The sequence below is a fragment of the Cohnella sp. GCM10027633 genome, from assembly GCF_042675445.1.
Taxonomy (GTDB): domain Bacteria; phylum Bacillota; class Bacilli; order Paenibacillales; family Paenibacillaceae; genus Cohnella.
On record NZ_JBHTGV010000008.1, the window covers coordinates 122572 to 139307 of the forward strand.

Below are 16736 nucleotides of genomic sequence, written 5' to 3' on the forward strand. Positions count from 1 at the left end.
TAATTTTACGAAAACAGGTTTGTTTCCACTGCATTGATGTAAATATGATGTAAAATAAAAATAGACGCGCTGGTTGATGAGCCAATGCGTCTATTTTATTATGCGTTGGATCGCTTTGAAAGCAAGGAATCGAACTTATCGGCGGCTGCTTGATCCGCAGATTGTAGAGCGTGACCATAGATGTTCATCGTCGTTCGGATGTCTGCGTGACCTAGCCTAGCCGCGATTGTCTTGGCGTGCACGCCTTGGTTGATGAGCAAGGTTGCGGATGTATGCCGGAGATCATGGAACCGAATCTGGGGAAGTTTGTGGCGCTTGATGAATCTACGGAGCCATGTTCCGGGCACTGTATGGTAAAGCGATTTACCGTTCGTTGCGCTGAACAAGAAAAAGCGATCCCCGCCTTCCCATGCGTCTCCTAGAGCCAGGCGCTCTTTCCGACAATGGGTATAGTACAGCTTAAGCTCCGATGTCAGTGAAGCAGGTAGAGACACTCGTCGCGCAGAGGTTTTTGTTTTAGGCTCCTTGATGATGGCTTTACCGTTCGCATGACTAAGCGATTGTCTAACCTCCAGCACTCCGTTCTGCAAATCGATATGCTTCCACTCTAACGCAAGCAGCTCGCCGCGGCGTAACCCGGTAGTTAATGCGAGCGTGATCAGCATCCTCCATAGGAAAGGTTCCTTTTCCAGCGCATCAAATAATTTAGCGGCCTGTTCTTCATCAAGCACACTTGACTCTCGTTGTGCGACTTTCGGACGCTTTACGGTATCGACTGGGTTCGTCTGGATGATTCGCCATTCTACTGCGCGGGCGAATATATCCTTAAGTATCCGATGGATGAATCTAGCGCTCGTTGAAGATAATCCGCCTTCTCGACCATCCATTCTGCTGCCTTCTTTTTGAACTGAATCCAGCAGGTCGACAATATGTAAGGACTTGATGTCCGAGAGCTTTTTATGCCCGATCTTCGGCAGAATGTGATTGCGGAGTTGAAAAGCATAAGCTTCGATCGTCGATGCTTCTAGCTGCTTTGTCGCATGCTTGTCTCGCCATTCTTCAACGAACGCTCCGAATGTCTTCTTCTCTGGGGCAATGTACGCCCCTGCCTCCACTTCTTGCCGGAATTTAGCGTATTCACTTTCAGCTTCCTTTTTGGTACGACAATGAACCGTCTTCGTCCGACGAATGTATTTCCCGTCAGCGCCCTTCCCCAAGCTCACCGTAAGGAAATATGAGCCGTCGCCACGTTTTTGTATGTTAGCCATCAGCATCCTCCCTTGCTTTATTTTTTCTATGTTGCATTTGGTTGAATGCGTTCTCGCATGAGCTGCGTCCGTGTCCTGAAATCGGGGGGCAGTATTGTCTTTTCATATGGTCAACCTCGAAAAGAGCATGGCAATGTGGACATTCTCTATATAGATGCTCTATTGCGATCGATCTCTTAACAAGGTAATACAAGTAGCAACGAAGATCGCGAAACCCAATAAAGCTATGTACCTGCTTGTTAATTCGCCGGGTAATCGTTTGTCCGTCAAATTCGTTCTTCAACAGTGCGTTTAGAACAATTATTGCTCGGTCAAACCAAAGATCAGTCGAATTAGCATTGTTGATGTTGGCCTTGTAGATTTGTTCGTATTCCCACCAATTTGTTCGAATATACTTCTCGTCCTTCTCACAAACAGCCTTCCATAGCTTCATTAAGTCGAAGATATGTTTGCTTTCATTAAAGATGACGTTGGCAGGTTGAAGCTGAATAAGAATATCTTCAGATGTCAGGAACTTTCCGAAATGACTCCGTAACGATGGAGATAACCCAAATGGGATTCCGAATTTGCGACAGAACTGAAGCAGGCTAGCATTATCCTTGATTTTACTAAAATGAGTGTGCATTCCAGTGATCGTCATTGGATCGTAGGATTTCCCCGGCTTTCCTTCGAGGAGCTGGGTAACAGCATCAGCTGTAGGGAGTACTAAACTTATTGGATCGCCTTTTGTGGCATTGTAATCAAATGAATTATGATATTCGTCAAAAAAGGCGAGAAATGCCACAAACGAAAGGCCATCAGGGATTTGACCACCAAAGAAACGCCACAACGGCCTGTATCTCTCCGAGATATCCTCCAGACTTTCACAAGTTATGATTTCGTAGTCAGCGTAGACCAAGACACGAGTCACGCTTTTTTGTGCTAGGAGAGTATGCATATCCGCCTCCGGATTAGTAAGCATAAAAGTAAGCATTCATGCGTATTTTCTCTTCTCCTCAGATTATATACTCAATTTGGAAGGACTACAACATATTCCAATACTAAGGAAAGGACTGGCTCGAAATGAAGCTATTTGTAAACGAAACAATCGGCATAGAAGCAACTTTGCCGCAATACCCGTCGTTGAAGGTCACCCTATCGGTAAACGAAGTGGCCGTAATGCTCGGGGTATCGACGGACTGCATCTATACTATGGTCCGTGAACAGCAGATACCGTTCGTGCGGGTAAGGCGCAGGATCATCTTCCACCGCGACGTTATTGACTCGTGGTTGAGCGGCAACATATCCCTATAGGGGGCGGGAGCGCGGTGCATGAGCAATCATTCAAAGCTTGTTGATCTGAACCGTCTTATAGACGGTATCAAGAACCAGATCAGCATCGTCGATGTTGCCGGAAGATTTATGCAACTACGAAAGTTCGGAAGTCGATATAAAGGGCTATGCCCATACCATTCCGAACGCACACCCTCCTTCATCATTTACGGCGATTCGGGGCATTTCAAGTGCTTCGGTTGTGGGAAGCATGGCGACGTCATCGATCTATGGGCTCACTTCAACCGGGAAAGCAAAGGCAACGCGATTCGACAATTGGCGGAATTTTACAACGTCGACGATTTCGTTGAATACGAGCCGAGTCAGCAGGAAGTGGATTGGTTCCTTGACAAAAAAAGATGCGAATTGAAGCTCCTGATCGGAACTTGGCTTTTCGAGTTGGAAGAGTTGTTTTTCTCTACCACTCAAACTGAGACTGAGCGGGAGATGTGTACTGAGCTCATGAAATTGGAGTACTGGTACGCCTGGATTGACGAATTGAATTACGTATCCCTTAAGGCGCTACACGATAGAATTCCGGGATATTTGAAAGGACTATACCTGCGGTTCTGGGAAGGGGGGGGGACGGGTTGAATGCTGTGGAATGGATGAAGGTGGAAAAAGAAAAGGCCGCCAAGATGAAGGCGACAACATATGACTCTACTGTTCCAAAAGAAGAGTCAAAAGAAGAGAAGACTTCACAGGCGAAACTGCTCGTACAGATGGCAAAACCTGCACAGCTTTTCCATACGCCAGATGATGACTTTTACGCGCGGGTTCCGGTCAATGGTCATTACGAGACGTGGCCAATCCGGTCGAAGGCTTTTTGCTCCTGGTTGACACGTACTTTTTATCATTCGACAGAGAAGCCCCCAGGCAATCAAGCGATGTCGGATGCGCTGCGTGTACTCGAAGCAATAGCCCAATTCGAGGGACAGAAGCTACCCGTATTCACACGCATCGCGAAGTTGAACGATACGATTTATCTCGACTTATGCAACGAGAAGTGGCAAGTGGTCGAGATCACGATTTCGGGGTGGAAAATCGTGAATGATTCGCCAGTTCGGTTTCGTAGGGCGAAGGGAATGTCTGCTCTTCCGACTCCGTCGTCAGAGGGAACGGTGGATGAACTTAGACCTTTCATAAACTTCGAAACGGAAGAAGATTTCCGGCTCATTGTGGCGTGGATGATCGCCGCTTTTCAACCAGAAAGCCCTTACCCTGTCCTGACGCTTCAAGGAGAGCAAGGGAGTGCGAAGAGTACGACAAGTCGAGTGATCAAATCGCTGATCGACCCGTCGACAGCGCCACTTAGGACGTTCCCTAAGGATGAAAGGGACTTGGCAATAGCAGCTACAAACGCCCACATACTTACCTACGACAACCTTTCAGGAATCTCGAATCAGATGAGCGACGCAGTTTGTAAGCTCGCCACTGGGGGAGGTTTGGCGACAAGGAAGCTTCACACCGATGATGAGGAAGCCATATTCAACGTTCGCCGACCGGTAATCATCAATGGCATTGACGACATCGCTACCCGGCAGGATCTCGTAAGTCGGTCTATCTTGGTGAACCTTCCTTCTATTCCGGAAGAGAAACGGAGCGACGAATCGACTTTCTGGGAGAGCTTTGAGCTAAGAAAACCTAGCATACTCGGGGCGCTGCTTACGGCCGTCAGCGGGGCGATGAGGGAGCTTCCCAAAACGAAGCTAATGAAAAAGCCACGTATGGCTGACTTTGCGCTCTGGGCAACGGCGGCAGAAGAGGCACTGGGTTGGCAGAAGGGTGATTTTATGAAGGCTTACGGCGATAACATCATTTCAGCGGTTAGTCAGGGGCTAGAAGCTGACCCCGTTGCAGCGGCTGTAAGGCTGATGATGGCTGAGCGAAAAGACTGGGTAGGAACACCGAGGGATCTTCTTGCTGCTCTGAATCATTACGCAGATGACTCTACGCGAAAGAGCAGATCTTGGCCGTCCGACAGAAAGATCAGCGGCAGGCTCAAGCGGGTCTCATCGGCACTTCGCTCGAAGGGGATCAATTACTACGACTTGGGACACTCCGAGCGCGGGAGAAAGTTGAGATTAGAAAGAGTAGAATCCACATCGTCAGTACCCTCAGAATCGTCAGAAAGTGTAACAATTCAAGGGTTCGGGACTGACGATATTCTGACGATCACGATGATGGATGTGGACAATTATCGTCAGACTGACGATGTTCAGAATGTATCGTCAGGTGATAAACCCAGTCGCATCAAAGAATACGACGATCCTGACGATGCTGAGGATAGTTTCGAAACTTCCTCTAGTGACGAATCGATTCTGATATGAGCGACATCCGGAGGTTGATCGATGAGCTAGAAGTCGCTGGGGTATCCGTGACGGTCGAGGGTTCCAATCTTCGACTAAGCAAGCGCCCCCCCGACCCCCTCCTTTATGCGGTGCGAATGTACAAGCCGCAGCTCGTTATGCTACTACGAACGCCAACCGTCAGCTATACAAACGGCAAACGGACGATTTACGATTTAACAGCGTACCATACGTATTTTCGAAACAACCCACTCCCAGAAGGAAGTGGGGGCAATAGCCCATGACACTATTACTCAGGGGGATACTCCATGACGAGCCGTTGCGAAGCGAAAACCAAAAGCGGATCACCATGTAATCGTCCTGCTGGCTGGGGGACGCATCATGTTGGTGTCGGGAAGTGCAAGCTGCATGGAGGGGCATCTCCCGTGAAGCACGGACTGTACAGCAAGTACGCCAAGCATTCGTTGGCCGAAGTTGTACAGTCGCTTGTGAACGACCCGGAACTGGTTAATCTTCGCCAGCAAATCGCGTTTAAACAGGCTCTTATTCTGGGCCGGCTAAATCAGCTCGGGTCAGAGATGACTCAAGATGATTTGCGGTTCCTTGCCGATCTTTCGGAAAAAGTTGCCCGAGATATCGAGCGACTGAACAAGATTGAGCATGGTGAGAAATACGTGTTACAAGTCGCGGAAGTTCAAACCGTCGTTCAACAAATAACGTTAATCATTCACCAAGAGATATCTGACGAACACGTTATCGAACGCGTTGCTGAACGTTTGCAGAAGCTTAAGTGGTAAACCGATACGGAAGGCGGGGCGGTTATGAAAAAAATTATTCTAAAGGCAATCGGCGAGAGCTTAAGAGGTGCCGGCAATTGCCCTTACGATGCGGCTTGTCCGTTTGGCAGAAGTATCAAGTGTACGGCTCCACGGGATGTGTTAGAGGATAGAATAGAAGTCATTAAAAGAAGGCTGAGCGAGCCGAATCAGTTCGCAGCTCAATTAAAGGATGGACCATGGCATTGTGATAACATTGGCATTGTCCGGTTTGTAGATCCTGACGAAGAGTAAAAAGAACCGCTATTTGGTTTATTAAAACCAGTATAGCGGTTTCTTTTTTTGTCATTGTCAAGTTGCGCAGTAAACTTTACAAAGTTGTCGAATTGCAAGCGAAGTATTTGATATAATTGGCAGGATGAGGCAGATAAACGCTAAATGAGAGCAAAGAAGGTCGATACGGCACAGTTGGATGTACATTTTTTGTTGATTACACTTTGGGGATCTATGGAAGTTCTTGATTGAAAGAAGATCATCGTATGGAGGATGACTTAATTGTTTTTATTTCTAGTTCGTGAACGTGGTTTTAATATCCCTGACGAAGATAAGATGCAGTTATATCTCATCGAAGATAATTGGAATGATATGTATAGGTATCGAACAATGTACTCACTTTGTTACCGAAACTTAGACGGGGAAATAATGGTCGTCGGCAGCGTGAAGATTGGCCAGTACGGGAGGAGAGAAGGACGGCCAGAAATCCCGAGAGAATTTAATGATCTTAATGTAGAGCAATTCTTCTCGCTCGGGCAAGGTGTTGATTATTATGAGGCACTTTACCGTTTAGGCGATGATCGACGGTATGAAATTCTTAACGCATTAAATGATGTTGCATTACATGAATATCTGTATAAGAGGGCTATGGATGAGGATGTTTTTCTAACCTCGCTTACTCGCTCAATCCGCATAAGTGCAATCAAGAGCCAATTCCGAAGACTTGCAAATGGGAACGCTGTCCTTACCCGTTATGGTTTTGTATACCATGGTCCTAATATTACAGGCGCGGCGACATTTCAAATGGATTTTAATGTGCAGCCTCATTCTAATCCACCTACCAATATGCATATCATTATCGGACGTAATGCGGTTGGTAAAACACATTTATTAAACAATATGATTAAATCGCTTATCAATGAAGCGCCTGAAACGCAGCGGTGCGGGGAATTCGTAGTGACAGAGGTTCAGGACGAGTTTGAAAATGAGGAATACATTGAAAGTAACGAGCTCTTTGCAAATGTTGTATCGGTATCGTTCAGTGCATTCGACCAGAATGATCCACATGAGAAATCAAAAGAGCTAAAGCGTCCGTTTACTTATATAGGATTGAAGCAAAATAAACGAAGACCGAAAACGCCTGACGAACTGACTGATGAATTTGCCGATAGTTTTTATGCCGTAAGAAGTAGAGGGAAAGGACAGCGCTGGTTGCAAGCAATGCAAATGTTGTCATCTGATCCGATCTTTGATCAAGCGGATGTAGGTTCCCTTCTTCGCCCGCCACAAATTGATGAGGTTGTCTCATTCCAGGAGACCCCGGATGAGGCGAATAAAAGAAGACCAAATGAGTCTTTCGACGAGATGTGTGCGTTGCTTAAAAGAAAAGCGAGGGCACTGTTTCATCCTTTGAGTTCAGGTCATAAAATTGTGTTATTAACGCTAACACGATTGGTTGAAACGGTAGAGGAGCGGACACTTGTCTTTTTGGACGAGCCAGAAAGTCACTTGCATCCGCCGCTTTTATCCGCATTCACCCGCACGTTATCTCATCTCTTAATTCACCGTAACGGGGTAGCCATAATTGCAACGCACTCGCCTGTTATTTTGCAAGAGGTTCCACGTAGCTGCGTTTGGAAATTACATCGTTCCGGGACTAGAGTCAGTTGCAAACGTACCAATATCGAAACGTTCGGCGAAAGTATTGGGGCACTTACTAGTGAGGTCTTTGAGCTGGAAGTGATGCATTCCGGATTTTATAAGATGTTGCAAGATGCGGTCAGAACGTACGGGGATTATGATACGATCTTAGAACATTTCAACGATGAACTTGGGTGGGAGGCGAGATCTATCTTGCGTTCGCTCTTGCCGTACGAGGGGGACGCATAGAAGTATGTTGCATCTTCCAGCACCTACAGTAACTGTAAGAGATGTTTTTTCAACTTCGATCAGCAATGTACAAGATGCTGACCTAAAACGCCGCCTTGAAGCGTGTTTACCGGAAATTGAAGCTGACACGAGGGACTATGAAAGCAAAGCGCCACTTGCTCTGCTGCATACGATCAATAGAAAAACAATTATCAACGGCAATGTCACGAAAGACGAGATGGAAAACGTCTACACATACCGGATGGTCCAGAGAGAAGGGCGTGACTATTATACACAATTTAAAAGACCGATCGATGACGTGGATACGTGTCCATTTTGCGGCCATTTTACTGTCAGGACATTAGATCATTATTTGCCGAAAGCCAAGCATCCTTCCTTAGCGGTCACTCCTACCAATCTAGTTCCGTCATGTTGGGACTGCAATACTAGTAAAAACGCGCGAACTCCAGCTAGGAGTGAGGAAGAAACACTTCATCCATATTTTGATAATATCAATGATGTTCAATGGCTGTTTGGCAATGTGCGTCATACAGAACCGGTCGGAGTCAGATATATAATCCGGGCGCCTGTTGCTGCAAATCCGGTACTTGCCTCCAGAGTGCAAGAGCACTTTGTGGCATACAACCTCGGGGGGGTATACAGCTCGCAAGCTGGTAGTAAGCTGCGGCAAATTGCAGGAGAGCTGAGTCGGCTTCTGCAGACTCAGGGAAGCGATGCCGTCCGGCTTCAATTAATGGAACGGGCGGAAAGTTGCTTGGAAATCCACCGCAATTCGTGGGAAGGCGTATTATATCAAGCGCTTGCAGCAGATGACTGGTACTGCTCCACTGGCGTGTTACAGCAGCCACGATCGCTAAACTAAATTATCTTGTATTTAGAAAAAATAGACATTTTATTAATTCAGCGGTATACTAAAATAAATCACACCGGAAAGCATCCGGAGAAACGGTATAGGCCGTTTTCTCCGGATGCTTTTTTCTGTGTAAATGGAGGATTATTATGACTAATTGTAACCTACGTAGAGGCGATTCGATTCAAGTGCACTATGATTTCGTAAAGTTTGAGCACGGGATCTTCCTAGAGTATTCATTTCTAGGGGAACCTGCTGACCTAGAGTGCTATCTCGTGTATGAAATGATGCACGAGCATCACAGTGATAAGACTAATGAGACGATAAAGTACGTACCAATTGATTCAATAATTCAAGTAAGGAGAACAATGTCAGATTAAATTAGAGTTCCTCCGCTATATGCGTTGAATAGTTGACACCTCCTCCCGGAGCTGATAACGAAATTACCGTGTGTAAACTTAGAACTGATCGGTCCGGATTGTATTGCTATTGACTCGCTTAGAATTGTGAGTTATATTGATGTTTGAACGTATAGCAATACAATCCACTAAAGGAGTGAGACGGTTTGAGTAAAAGCTTGGAATCTCTTCAGGCCGAAGTTGAGCAATTGAAGCGGCAAATGATCGAAGTGCGCTCTTTGCTGAAGATGGACTCACAGTCGGTACGACGTCCTTGGGAAAGTAATTTGGTGGTTGATTGGATGATAAAACTGGTTTATCCCGGCATTTATAGAGAGAAGGATACCCCTTCAGCGGGGTTCCCGCAAAATCGCCGAAAAGTGGCTGCACAAATTAAAGGTGGACAGTGGATGTTTGTCTACGTGACCTCACCGATCAGGAAGATAATCGGGCTCGCACGAGTAACTGGTCCGATGCGTGTACTTGGAGGTGCAGATGAGCGCTGGCCGTTCAATGTGCCTCTCCAGTGGGAAATCGGTCCGAAGTTAGATGGGGTTACACTTCTAGAGGTTGGGCTCGACATTCGGCCACGTCCTGGTGATACGCTGTACGGGATTACACCGGATATCGCGGAGGAAATCAAGAAACGTCTCAACATGCAACCGGACCTTACCCCAAGTCAGTGGGATTACTTGATACGTCAATACCGCGAGGAATATCGAGAAGTTGTCCCTCATGAGGAAGCTGTTCGCCGACTCCGTTATGCAGGCTATAATGCGTCTGCTGACGAACTGGAGACATGGTATGCCGGCGATGGGACTCGGAGGGGTTGGGACGAATTCGCCAGCAAGGGACATTTCCACATTAAATATCCGTATGCACGGCGCGTTATTTGGCCTCAAGCATACGGCAATGATAACTAAGAAGAAGACCCTGACGATCGTCAGGGTCTTCTTCTTTCTTGTATTTATCCGTTTATCACCTCGCGCCTGATTTATTCAAACTTGAGTTGCCCAAAATGTAACTAAGTCTCCTATCCCAATCATGTGATTACTTATGTTGTTCTCTCACCACCACCATGCTAAACTTTTGACTTAGGTCTTGATAAATTCTTCAAGTTGCATTGATCATAATGTCGTTTATAGGACGGCATTGCATTGCGGCGATAAACACGACTGACGGGTATTAAAATTCGTCTTTATGTAAGATAATAGAAAATAAACGGGAGAGACGTGCCATGAACCCAGTAGAAATAGAAGCAGCAGTCTCCGATTTGGCAATTCAACCTTTTGACAATGTGGAGTTCCCGTTTGCCTTTCTGAGGGCGTTCGGGAACAAGGAGACGACAATAAAACGCCTGCGCTCGGGTGAGTCGAATAAGTCTGATCTAGGCGGCGTACTACAGACAAACAACATACATATCGCGGTCGCTCAACCTGGCGAAGTTACCAAGACTCTTGCCGCACTGAAAGAAAGCCGGGCAACGAGCAGGGCGAAAGTGCGCTACATCCTCGCCACTGACGGAGCTTACTTCGAAGCAGAGGATCTGGAGTCAGGCGAAACGGTCGTTTGTACCTATCAGGATTTACCAGATCACTTTGGCTATTTCCTACCGCTTGCCGGGATCACTACCATCAAACAGGTACGCGACAGTTCTTTCGACATTCGGGCAACGAGCCGGTTAAACCGGCTCTATGTCGAATTACTGAAAGATAACCCAAAATGGGGAACGAAAGAACGTCGTCACGAGATGAACCACTTCATGGCGCGCCTGATCTTTTGCTTTTTTGCCGAAGACACCGGCATCTTTAGTATGAGAAGACTGTTCACTGACACCATAGAGCAAATGAGCACACGCGATGCCACTAACACTCATGAAGTGATTAGCGAAATTTTTAGCGCTATGAATATGAAGGACATTGACCGAACGAAATTGAGAATACCACGCTGGGCCGACGCGTTCCCTTACGTGAACGGAGGACTCTTCTCTGGTAGTGTAGATGTACCAAGGTTCAGCAAGATTGCGCGTTCCTATTTGCTGCATATTGGTAATCTAGACTGGACAAAGATAAATCCAGACATCTTCGGCTCCATGATCCAGGCGGTGACGGACGACGAGGAACGTGGTGCGCTCGGTATGCATTATACAAGTGTGCCAAACATCTTGAAAGTATTAAACCCTCTTTTTCTGGATGATCTACGAACGCAGCTTGAAGCAGCGGGAGATAACACACGAATGTTGCTCAACTTACGCAAGCGTCTATCGAGGATTCGAGTTTTTGATCCGGCTTGCGGCTCAGGAAACTTTCTGGTTATCGCCTATAAGCAGATGCGAGAGATTGAAAATATCATAAACAAGCGTCGCGGCGAACACGAGCGTGAAAGTGAAATACCACTAACTAATTTCCGTGGCATCGAACTACGTGACTTTTCAGCCGAGATTGCGCGTCTCGCTCTCATCATAGCCGAATATCAATGCAACGTTCTTTATCGTGGTCCAACACTCGCTCTCGCCGAGTTTTTGCCCCTTTCTGCCGATAATTGGATCACCTGTGGCAATTCTATGCGACTAGATTGGCTTAGTATCTGCCCGCCGTCCGGAACAGGTGTAAAGTTCCATGCCGATGATCTTTTCAGCACGCCAATGGATCAAGCGGAGATCGCGTTCGAAAATGAGGGCGGAGAGACATACATCTGCGGCAATCCACCGTACCAGGGGAGCGTAAATCAGACAGCTGAACAAAAAGAGGATATGGCAAGAATTTTTGCGCCAATTCTTAAGAGTTATAAAGACTTAGATTATGTTGCGGCATTCATTTTTAAAGCCGCGCAGTTTAACAGGGAAACCGGCTCTTCAAGCGCGTTTGTTACGACGAATTCAGTTACCCAAGGAGAACAGGTCGCGATGCTGTGGCCGCTTGTCTTTGGAGAGAAGAACATCATCGATTTTGCACACAAGTCTTTTCTATGGAGTAATCTCGCGAGTAACAAAGCTGCCGTTGTCTGTGTCATTTTGGGCCTTTCTCCGACACTTACGACAGAAAGAAAACTGTTTGAGGATGGAATCGTTCGCAGTGTGCCGAATATCAGTCCCTATCTCGTTGCCACCGATACGGTTATCGTTACAAAGAGATCACAGGCTGTATCAGATATTGGGTACATGCAATCAGGAAATAAACCCACTGATGGTGGGAACCTCATTTTATCAACCGATGAAAAAGATGAGATCGTAGCCAAGCATGCGACCGCTGCACACTTTATCAAACGCTACGTTGGTTCACAAGAACTGATAAATGGTGGTGGTCGTTGGTGTATTTGGATCGAAGACTCTGAACTTGATGAAGCCAAGAGAATTGATGAATTTCGCTTCCGCTTTGAAAAAGTGCGACAGTTACGGGAGAACAGTAACGGAACACAGGCTAATCAAAATGCAAATACACCGCATCGCTTCGTATTTGCGCCTCATAGCAGCCATCCTGCAATCGCTGTCCCAAACGTATCTTCGGAGCGTCGGCAATATCTACCTTGCCAGATCACGAATTACAGTACCGTTGTCTCCAATCTCGCTTCTGTGATCTATAACGCCCCGCTCTGGAACATGGCGTTGATCGCCTCTCGATTGCACCTTGTGTGGATTGCAACCGTTTGTGGCAAGATGAAAACCGATTTCCGCTATTCAAACACTCTTGGATGGAACACCTTCCCTGTCCCAACGCTTACTGAGAAGAACAAGTTTGATCTTACAAGTTGTGCCGAGGACATTTTACTGACACGCGAGGCGCACTTCCCAGCGACGCTTGCTGATCTTTATGATCCTGAGTACATGCCTGCTGATCTTCGTGAGGCGCATGAGCGCAACGACGAGGTGTTAGAGCGCATCTATATTGGTCGTCGTTTTCGAAATGATACGGAACGGTTGGAAAAGCTGTTCGAGCTTTACACTAAAATGACTATATCAACTAAACCGCCTAAGAAAGGCAAGAGGGAGGCAGGAGCATGACAAGCGGGAATAAATCAATTCCATCTATATCGGTGAACTACGTAGGTAACGGAAGTTCTACTAGAACCAGTGTGCTTGGGATGCGACCTATGCAGGAACGCGCATATGAGCGTCGCGGCGAGCAGTATCTGCTTATCAAGTCACCGCCGGCATCTGGCAAAAGCCGTGCACTGATGTTCATAGCCCTAGACAAGCTCCAAAATCAAGGGCTCAAGCAGGCAATCATTGTGGTACCGGAAAAGTCAATCGGTTCAAGCTTCAACGACGAACCACTGAGCCAATTTGGCTTTTGGGCCGACTGGCGCGTGAGGCCAAAATGGAATTTATGTAACGCGCCTGGATCAGACAACGGTGGAAAGGTTAATTCAGTAGGCGCTTTTCTCGAAGGAGACGACAAGGTATTGGTCTGCACTCACGCTACTTTCCGTTTCGCTGTAGATCAATTTGGGATTGAGGCGTTCGACAATAGGCTGTTAGCTGTGGACGAATTTCACCATGTTTCTGCCAACCCTGACAACAAACTCGGTCAGCATCTTGGGCAGTTCATCGCACGTGATCGTGTGCATATCGTGGCGATGACCGGTTCCTACTTCCGTGGCGATGCTGAGTCTGTGCTAACCCCTCAGGACGAGTCAAAGTTCGATACCGTTACTTATACTTATTACGAGCAACTCAATGGCTACGAGTACCTGAAGCAACTCGACATAGGTTATTTCTTCTATACAGGCTCATACACCGATGACATTCTCAAGGTACTAGACCCGGTCGAAAAAACCATTATACACATCCCGAACGTCAATTCGCGCGAAAGCACCAAGGACAAGATCAGAGAGGTAGAGCATATCATTGAAGAGCTGGGCGAATGGCAAGGCACCGATCCCGTGACTGGCTTCCAGCTAATTAAGATTGCAGATGGTCGAATCCTACGGATCGCCGATTTGGTGGATGACGATTCGACAAAACGCGACTTGGTGTCCGCCTCGTTGAAAGACCCTACACATAAGAATAATCGCGATCATGTAGACATTATTATCGCCCTAGGTATGGCGAAAGAAGGCTTTGACTGGATTTGGTGTGAGCACGCACTGACGATTGGTTATCGGGCGAGTCTCACCGAAATTGTGCAGATCATCGGGCGCGCAACCCGCGATGCCCCAGGCAAAACCCGCGCTCGTTTCACAAACCTGATCGCAGAACCTGACGCCTCCGAACAGGCAGTTACCGAAGCCGTGAACGATACCTTAAAGGCCATTGCCGCCAGCTTGTTGATGGAACAGGTACTTGCACCACGCTTCGAGTTTAAGCCGAAGAATCCAGAAAACGGACCGGTGCAAGGTTACGATTATGGCGACGATGGTTATGACCTAGAAAAATGTAATGTCGGCTTCAACCACGAAACAGGTCAGGTGCAGATTGAGATCAAAGGTCTCTCAGAGCCCAAAAGTGAAGAAGCTATGCGTATATGCAAAGAGGACCTGAACGAAGTGATTGCGACATTCGTACAGGACAAGACCACCATCGAGCGCGGCTTGTTCGACAGTGAAGTGGTACCAGAGGAGCTCACCCAAGTTCGTATGGGCAAGATCATCAAAGAAAAGTACCCCAACCTATCCGAAGTAGATCAAGAAGCAGTACGCCAGCACGCTGTCGCTGCTCTCAATCTGACACAACAGGCAAAACAAATTGCACTTGGCGGGAATGGAGGCAACAGCGAAAAAGCGGCAAATACTGCCCTAATCGCTGGAGTGCGCAAGTTCGTAATGGACGTGCGCGAACTGGAGATTGATCTCATCGACCGCATAAATCCATTCAGCGAAGCATATGCGATCCTCGCCAAAGCGTTAAGTGAAGATAGTCTAAAACAGGTTGCGGCTGTGATTTCCGCTAAACGTGTAAGCATTTCCTATGAGGAGGCTAGAGCGTTGACTGAACGTGCTCGAAATTTCTTGAAGGAACGTGGAAAACTACCGGATATAAATGCGCGAGACCCATGGGAGAAACGTATGGCAGAAGGTATCGCAGCCTTGAAACACTACAGTGCGAAACAAAAGGCCGCAGAAGACAGCGGAGGGATATAAATGTCTAATCTTTCTGACGACGAACTACTTGCTGAGCTTGGCGTATATCAAGAGATAGCGAAGACAAGTTCTCACTCACCACGTGAGGAACGAATCATCGCGGGGTTTGAAGAAATCCAGCGATTTGTCGAGCAACATGATCGTGTCCCGCAGCACGGTGAAGAAAAAGACATATTTGAGAGACTGTACGCCGTGCGACTTGATCGCCTGCGAGAACAGGAGGAATGTCGGGTTCTTCTTGCGTCACTCGATAACCATGGGCTACTGAGTGGGTACGGAAATAAATCGGTGGACCCTTTGGAGTCGATGGATGACGACGAACTACTTGCAGAACTCGAAGGTTTGGTTGAACACTCCAGCATAACAGAATTGCGATATGTGCGCTCACGAGCCGAAATACAGGCTGCAGAGGAAATAGCCAATCGTGAGAAGTGTGAGGACTTCGATCGGTTCCGGCCGTTGTTTAAGCAGGCTGAACATGAACTTAAATTTGGCGTGCGACAAACGCGACCATTTGGTAAGGATGCGAGTGTCAGTGTAGGGGATTTCTTTATTTTAGGCGGTCAACTGGTTTACGTGGCTGAGAAGGGAGATGAATTCATTAGTTCATCCACTGAGCATATGGATGCTCGCCTCAGGGTCATCTACTCCAACGGTACCGAAAGTAATCTCCTTTTAAGATCTTTACAAAAAGCACTTTACAAAGACAAAGCTGGTCGCCGATTAACCGAGTCGGTTGAAATGTCGCTGTTCAGCGAAACTTGGGAAGAAAATGATATTGAAAGTGGTACAATTTATGTACTGCGAAGCCTGTCCAGCCACCCTTTTGTTGCTGAACACCGTGAACTGATTCACAAGATTGGAGTTACCGGTGGAAAAGTTGAAACCCGAATAGCCAATGCAAAATTCGATGCAACTTTCCTGCTGGCAGATGTTGAAATCGTTGCTAACTACAAACTGGTTGGCATTAATCGCAAGAAGCTAGAAGGTTTATTTCACCGAATCTTTGCACCAGCACAGCTCGACCTCACCATTCATGATCGCTTCGGCCAACCTGTACGGCCGAGGGAATGGTTCCTTGTACCGCTGAACGTGATTGACGAAGTGGTACAGCGTATACTGGATGGCACGATTACCAATGTGGCCTATGATCCCAATACAGCTAGTTTGGTCAACTTTACTTAGCAATGAAGTCAGAAAAGAGGGCTACCTAATTGTTAGCCTTCTTTTGTATTTTATCTACTTTTAATATGCTCACTATATGCTCACGCCATTTTCTCATAAATCGTTAATTAACGATAAAGAAGTTACAGCAGAGATGATGAGAGAACCTTGATATGACGCAGTTTCTGCACTGTTTGTGACCTATAGTTTAAGATATTACAAAAAGTTACCGTCATGATGTTAATGACAGTGATTTAAAGGAATGATGTAAATTTGATGTAAAACACTAACATCAATGAACAGATTTAAACCCAGAGGAACGGCGCAGCCAAGGAACGAATCCCTTATAATAGGGGGTTCATCGGATTGTAACAGCTTCAGTCCTAAACGGTGTTTAACACTGGCAGCGAAGAGGTCAG

The 16736-nt window shown here is 46.8% G+C and carries 13 protein-coding genes; 11 read left to right on the top strand and 2 right to left on the bottom strand.

The window, feature by feature from the left end:
* Positions 1-98: 98 nt before the first annotated feature.
* Positions 99-1268: a tyrosine-type recombinase/integrase gene (locus tag ACFQZG_RS18400; protein WP_378155111.1), complete on the bottom strand. Its 1170-nt coding sequence runs from the start codon at positions 1266-1268 to the stop codon at positions 99-101.
* Complete coding sequence (locus ACFQZG_RS18405; protein WP_378155112.1) at positions 1261-2241, bottom strand: hypothetical protein; 981 nt, start codon at positions 2239-2241, stop codon at positions 1261-1263. Before ACFQZG_RS18405 ends, ACFQZG_RS18400 begins: the two co-directional genes overlap by 8 nt.
* 89 nt (positions 2242-2330) lie before the next feature.
* On the opposite strand from ACFQZG_RS18405, the gene ACFQZG_RS18410 reads away from it, so the two are divergent.
* The 11 genes from ACFQZG_RS18410 to ACFQZG_RS18460 all read left to right on the top strand — a co-directional run bounded on the left by ACFQZG_RS18410 (position 2331) and on the right by ACFQZG_RS18460 (position 16338).
* On the top strand, positions 2331-2561 hold the full coding sequence (locus tag ACFQZG_RS18410) for a helix-turn-helix domain-containing protein (protein ID WP_378155114.1): 231 nt from the start codon (positions 2331-2333) through the stop codon (positions 2559-2561).
* 18 nt (positions 2562-2579) lie between these two features.
* Positions 2580-3173, top strand: coding sequence for a CHC2 zinc finger domain-containing protein (locus tag ACFQZG_RS18415; RefSeq protein ID WP_378155116.1), 594 nt, complete (start codon positions 2580-2582; stop codon positions 3171-3173).
* A complete protein-coding gene (locus ACFQZG_RS18420; RefSeq protein WP_378155118.1) occupies positions 3170-4909 on the top strand; it encodes a hypothetical protein in 1740 nt (579 codons plus the stop codon). Before ACFQZG_RS18415 ends, ACFQZG_RS18420 begins: the two co-directional genes overlap by 4 nt.
* Before the next feature lie 404 nt (positions 4910-5313).
* The gene (locus ACFQZG_RS18425; protein ID WP_378155120.1) at positions 5314-5685 is read left to right on the top strand and encodes a hypothetical protein; all 372 of its coding nucleotides are present in this window, start codon (positions 5314-5316) and stop codon (positions 5683-5685) included.
* 24 nt (positions 5686-5709) lie between these two features.
* Entirely contained in the window at positions 5710-5958 is a 249-nt protein-coding gene (locus ACFQZG_RS18430) for a hypothetical protein (protein WP_378155122.1), read from the top strand.
* A 261-nt stretch (positions 5959-6219) separates the two neighbouring features.
* On the top strand, positions 6220-7827 hold the full coding sequence (locus ACFQZG_RS18435; protein WP_378155124.1) for an AAA family ATPase: 1608 nt from the start codon (positions 6220-6222) through the stop codon (positions 7825-7827).
* A gap of 4 nt (positions 7828-7831) precedes the next feature.
* Entirely contained in the window at positions 7832-8689 is an 858-nt protein-coding gene (locus ACFQZG_RS18440; protein WP_378155126.1) for an HNH endonuclease, read from the top strand.
* Positions 8690-9242: 553 nt separating this feature from the next.
* Positions 9243-9998 (top strand): hypothetical protein, encoded by a 756-nt coding sequence (locus tag ACFQZG_RS18445; RefSeq protein WP_378155128.1) that lies wholly within the window; start codon positions 9243-9245, stop codon positions 9996-9998.
* Between the two features lie 314 nt (positions 9999-10312).
* A complete protein-coding gene (locus ACFQZG_RS18450; protein WP_378155130.1) occupies positions 10313-13075 on the top strand; it encodes a class I SAM-dependent DNA methyltransferase in 2763 nt (920 codons plus the stop codon).
* A complete protein-coding gene (locus ACFQZG_RS18455) occupies positions 13072-15153 on the top strand; it encodes a DEAD/DEAH box helicase (protein WP_378155132.1) in 2082 nt (693 codons plus the stop codon). Before ACFQZG_RS18450 ends, ACFQZG_RS18455 begins: the two co-directional genes overlap by 4 nt.
* The gene (locus ACFQZG_RS18460) at positions 15154-16338 is read left to right on the top strand and encodes a GIY-YIG nuclease family protein (protein ID WP_378155134.1); all 1185 of its coding nucleotides are present in this window, start codon (positions 15154-15156) and stop codon (positions 16336-16338) included.
* Positions 16339-16736 lie beyond the last annotated feature (398 nt).

Bases quoted from the DNA above. Each gene is read 5' to 3' on its own strand.
- ACFQZG_RS18400 (WP_378155111.1), bottom strand. From the start codon at position 1,268: ATGGCTAACATACAAAAACGTGGCGACGGCTCATATTTCCTTACGGTG.
- ACFQZG_RS18405 (WP_378155112.1), bottom strand. From the start codon at position 2,241: ATGCTTACTTTTATGCTTACTAATCCGGAGGCGGATATGCATACTCTC.
- ACFQZG_RS18410 (WP_378155114.1), top strand. From the start codon at position 2,331: ATGAAGCTATTTGTAAACGAAACAATCGGCATAGAAGCAACTTTGCCG.
- ACFQZG_RS18415 (WP_378155116.1), top strand. From the start codon at position 2,580: ATGAGCAATCATTCAAAGCTTGTTGATCTGAACCGTCTTATAGACGGT.
- ACFQZG_RS18430 (WP_378155122.1), top strand. From the start codon at position 5,710: ATGAAAAAAATTATTCTAAAGGCAATCGGCGAGAGCTTAAGAGGTGCC.
- ACFQZG_RS18440 (WP_378155126.1), top strand. From the start codon at position 7,832: ATGTTGCATCTTCCAGCACCTACAGTAACTGTAAGAGATGTTTTTTCA.
- ACFQZG_RS18450 (WP_378155130.1), top strand. From the start codon at position 10,313: ATGAACCCAGTAGAAATAGAAGCAGCAGTCTCCGATTTGGCAATTCAA.
- ACFQZG_RS18455 (WP_378155132.1), top strand. From the start codon at position 13,072: ATGACAAGCGGGAATAAATCAATTCCATCTATATCGGTGAACTACGTA.
- ACFQZG_RS18460 (WP_378155134.1), top strand. From the start codon at position 15,154: ATGTCTAATCTTTCTGACGACGAACTACTTGCTGAGCTTGGCGTATAT.